Source organism: Fundidesulfovibrio sp., from assembly GCF_058402725.1.
Window position 1 is genome coordinate 1 of sequence record NZ_JBZVFJ010000215.1, and the last position, 4,285, is coordinate 4,285.

Annotated in this window: 2 protein-coding genes; both read right to left on the reverse strand. The window is 72.1% G+C overall.

Features of this window, described 5'->3' with window-relative positions; genetic code table 11:
* Positions 1-3,045, reverse strand: a 3,045-nt coding sequence (locus ACV4UX_RS17590; protein WP_491594580.1) for an efflux RND transporter permease subunit, incomplete at its 3' end; no start/stop codon positions are given.
* The gene (locus tag ACV4UX_RS17595; protein WP_491594581.1) at positions 3,045-4,160 is read right to left on the reverse strand and encodes an efflux RND transporter periplasmic adaptor subunit; all 1,116 of its coding nucleotides are present in this window, start codon (positions 4,158-4,160) and stop codon (positions 3,045-3,047) included. The genes ACV4UX_RS17595 and ACV4UX_RS17590, both read right to left, overlap by 1 nt.
* Between the last annotated feature and the right edge of the window lie 125 nt (positions 4,161-4,285).

The window sequence follows — 4,285 nt, forward strand, 5'->3', positions numbered from 1 at the left end:
GGACACGGCCATGACCATGGCCAGTTCCTTGAAGCCCTTCACCTGCTCCTCGTGCTCGCCGCCGATCACCAGGGAGCAGCCCGGGGGCAGGTCGGCCTCCAGGGCCGTCAGTGCCGGGCGCACGGCCTCCACCACCTGGGAAGGCAGAACACCGGGCATGGGAAAGCAGGACACCGTGATGGTGCGGTAGTGGTTGCGCCGGGCGATCGCCTCGCTCTCCATGGTCCAGCCGATGTTGGCCACCTGGGTCAGGGGGACCTTGTGGTCCGAGGCCTGGGGGTAGACGTAGAGGTTGGACACGTCCTCGAGCCTGGCGCGCTCCTCGCCGCGCAGGCGCAGCACCACCGGAATGGAGAGCCTGCCCTCGCGCAGGCTCGTGACCGAGAGCCCGTTGACCGCCAGCGACGTGGAGCGGGCCACGTCCTGGTTGGAGACCCCTGCCAGGGCGGCCTTGTCCGGGTCGATGTCCAGGCGCGCGGTGAAGCGGTAGCCCCCCCAGTTGTCGCTGACGCGGTCCGCGATGGGCAGCGCGCGCAGGGCGGCCTTGAGCCGTTCGGAGAGGGCGCGCAGGGTGGCCTCGTCCTCCCCGGAGATGCGGATCTGCACGGGCACGCCCACGGGCGGCCCGGTCTCCAGGCGGCGCACGTCCACGCGCGCCCCGGGGATGGTTGCGCGCAGGGCGGCCTGGAGGGGGTCGCAGAAGAATTCGGTGGTGCGCTTGTCGCGGGTTTCCACGAGGATCTGGGCGTAGTTGGGCTTTTTCAGCTCCGGGGTCACGGAGAACCAGAAGCGGGGGCCGCCCGCGCCGATGAAGGTGGTCAGGGACTTGAGCGGGTCGGTGAACTCCGCGTGGGTGCGCCCGAAGTCGGCGGCGGCGTCCAGGATGGCCTTTTCCACGCGGGCGGCGGTCTGGTCGGTGAGATCGGTCGGGGAGTCTTCGGGCAGGATCACGTCCACGTAGGAGAGGTAGGAGCGGTCGATGGGGAAGAACATGGGCTTGAGAAGACTCTTGGTCCAGAAGCCGCCCGCCAGGAGAACCAGGGAGACGGCCAGGGCCTTCCAGCGGTGGTCGATGAGCCAGCCTCCCAGCCGGTGGTAGAGCCTGGCGAAACCCCGGGAGGGGTCGGGCAGGTCCTGGCGGGGGCGCAGGAGGTAATAGCCCAGGAAGGGGATGAAGCTCATGGAGACCACGCGCGAGGCGATCAGCGAACAGGCGACCACCACGGGCATGGAGAAGAGAAAGCGCCCCTTGTCGCCCGAGAGCAGCAGGAAGGGCAGATAGGCCACGATGTTGGTGATGGTGGCGTAGAGGATGGCCTTGGCCAGCCGCGTGGGGCCCTGCCAGGCGGCCAGGGCGCGGGGCTTTCCGGCCGCCAGATCGCGCTTGATGGCGTCCCCGGCCACCACGGGGTCGTCCACCAGGAGGCCCAGGGCCAGGATGAGGGAGGCGATGGAGATCTGTTGGAGGTCGATGCCCAGCAGGTGCATCATGCCGAAGGTCATGGCCAGGGTGACGGGGATGGAGAGGGCCATGAGCAGCGCCGAGCGCCACTCCCGGAAGCCGATGAGCGCCACCAGCACCACCAGGACCACGGCCTCCTGGAGGCTGCGCATGAAGAGCGAGACGCTCTCCTCCACCTGGCGGGGCTGGTCGGAGGTGCGCGCCAGCGTCAGGTCCTCGGGCAGGCGCTGGCGCAACTCTTCCAGGGCCTTGTCCACGCTGGCGGAGAAGGCGCCGATCTGCTCGCCCGCGCGCATGGTCACGGCCAGGGTCACGGCCTTGCCCGGGGTCCAGCGGCCCTGGGCGTCGCGGGCGGTGTAGCGGTTCACGGTGTCGGCGGGGGTCTCGTAGCCGCGCTCGATCTCCACCACGTCGCGCAGGTAGAGGCTCCCGGCCAGGAAGGTGTCTTGCAGTTCGCGCTCGGAGGAGAACTCGCCCGTGGGCTCCAGGGCCACGCGGCGTCCGCCGAACTCGGCCACGCCTCCGCTGGGGGCGATGTTGCGCCCGGCGAAGGCGTCGCGCACGCGCCAGGGCTGGATGCCGTAGGAGGCCAGGCGCTCCTGGGAGTAGTCCAGGAACACGGCTTCGGGGCGCACGCCCCAGCGCGTCACCTTGGCCACCTCGGGCACGCCCAGCAGGGTGCGGGCGATGGTGTCGGTGAAGGCCTCCAGGTCGCGCCAGGTGTACTTGTCCCCGGCCTGTTCGGCCATCTCCTCGCCCAGGCGGGCGGCATCGGAGACGACCACGGGCAGCCAGAGGTCCGGGTTGAGCTCGGCGTGGTGCATGCCGGTGCGCGCGAACTCGCGGACGAACTCCCGGAACTCCCCTGGGGCCATGGCCGTGGCCGCGTCCACCACCACCACGCCGGACTCCGAGCCGGAGCGCACGCCGGCGAAGCGCGCGTCGCCCTCCAGGCGCTGCGTGAAGAGGCCCAGCTTGCGCTCCACCTGGGCCTGGGGCACCGTGGGCGGCACCACCAGCACCATGGCCAGCCGGGGTCCGGGCGGGGCGTCCCGGCGCAGGCCGTCCAGGATGCGTCCGGCCTGGAGCGCGCGCAGGGCCGCCTCGGCCTGCCCGGCCCGGGGCGAGGCCACGGTGAGCATGAGCGTGGCCGTATCCCCGAAATCCTTGAGGAAGGTGACGGGGCCTGCCCCCTCGGGGAGGTTGCGCAGAGCGTTCAGCTTCAGGTTGATGTCGTCGAGGACCTCGCCTGTCTGGGCCACCTCGTCGCGCAGCTTGAGCGTGACCACGGACATGCCCGTGCGCGAAGTGGATTCCACGCGCTCCACCCGGTCGTTCTCGGCCACGCGCTGCTCGATGACGCGCGTGACGAGCTCCTCCACCTTTTCCGCGCGCGCGCCCGGCCACGGGCAGAGCACGGCGGCCACGCGCACGGGGATCTCCGGGTCCTTGCGCTGGGGCATCATGGCGTAGCCGAACACGCCCCAGACCAGCACGCCCGCGAGCAGCACCCACGAGACGTGGCGGTGCTCCACGAAGAAGCGCGCCATGTTGCGGCGCTCGGCGAGGCTTGCGGCGTCCATCAGCGGATCACCCGGACTTCCTGGCCGTCGGCGGCCAGGGTGGCGCCTCGCGTGATCACGCGCTCGCCCGGGGCAAGGCCCGCGCGCACGGTGACCATGTCGCCCTTCACGCCCGCCACCTCCACCTTGCGCGCCTGGGCGTAGGCGCGGCCGTCCTTTTCCGCCAGCACGTGCACCAGGAAGGAGTCGCCGCCCAGGGGGCGGGCCAGGGCGTGCAGGGGCACGGCGGCCAGGGTGTCGCCCGCGCCCGCCGCGCCCTGGCGGACGCTCACCACCATGCCGTCGCGCAGGAGCCGCTCGGGATTGGGAATGGTCACCTCCACGTCGAAGGCGCGGCTTTTGGGGTCGGCCGAGGGGGAGACGGCGCTGACCGTGCCGGTGAACTCCCGGCCGGGCAGGGCCTCGGTGGTCACGGCCAGGGGGCTGCCCGTGCTGATGCGGGCCACGTCCTGGTCGGGCAGGCCGAAGACGGCCTTGACGCTGGAGAGATCGGCCAGGACGAAGGCCACGCCGCCCTGGTTCACCAGGGAGCCGCGCTCCACGTCGCGGCGCACCACCAGGCCGTCCATGGGCGAGGCCAGGGAGGCGTCGCGCAGGTTGATCTCGGCCTGCTCCAGGGCGGCGGCGGCCTGGGCGGTCCGGGCCTGGGCCACGCCCTTGCGCTCGTCGGTGCGGTCGCTCTCCCCGCGCGAGATCACCTTGTCGCGGAAGAGCCTGGCGTTGCGCTCCTGGTCGTTGACGGCCAGCACCAGGGAGGCGCGGGCCTCCTCCAGGGTGGAGCGGGCCTGGGCCACGCGGGCCTTGTAGTCGTTGTCGCGCAGCCGGGCCAGCACCTGGCCCCGGGTGACGCGGCTGCCCTTGTCCAGGGCTCTGGGGTCGATCTCCTCCACGTAACCGGGGACCTTGAAGGCCAGGCTGACCAGCTCGCGCGGGGCCAGCACGGCGGTGTAGCGGCTGGCCAGGGCGGACTGGTCCCCGGAGGGCACGGCCAGGGCGGCCACGGGCTGCACGGCCACGGGCAGGGGGGCCTTGGGGGGCACGGCATCCCGGGCGCAGGCCGCCAGCAGGAGCGCCGCCAGCAGGAGCGTCGCAGCGACGCAGGCCCGGGCTATCACGACGCCCTCCCGAGGCGCGCGCTCTCGGCCTCGATGCCCGCCAGGGAGAAGCGGTGCACGTGCGCCGCCACACGCTCCACTTCGGCGGGCGTGGAGGTCCGCTCCGGGTAGAGCTGGGAGAGCCA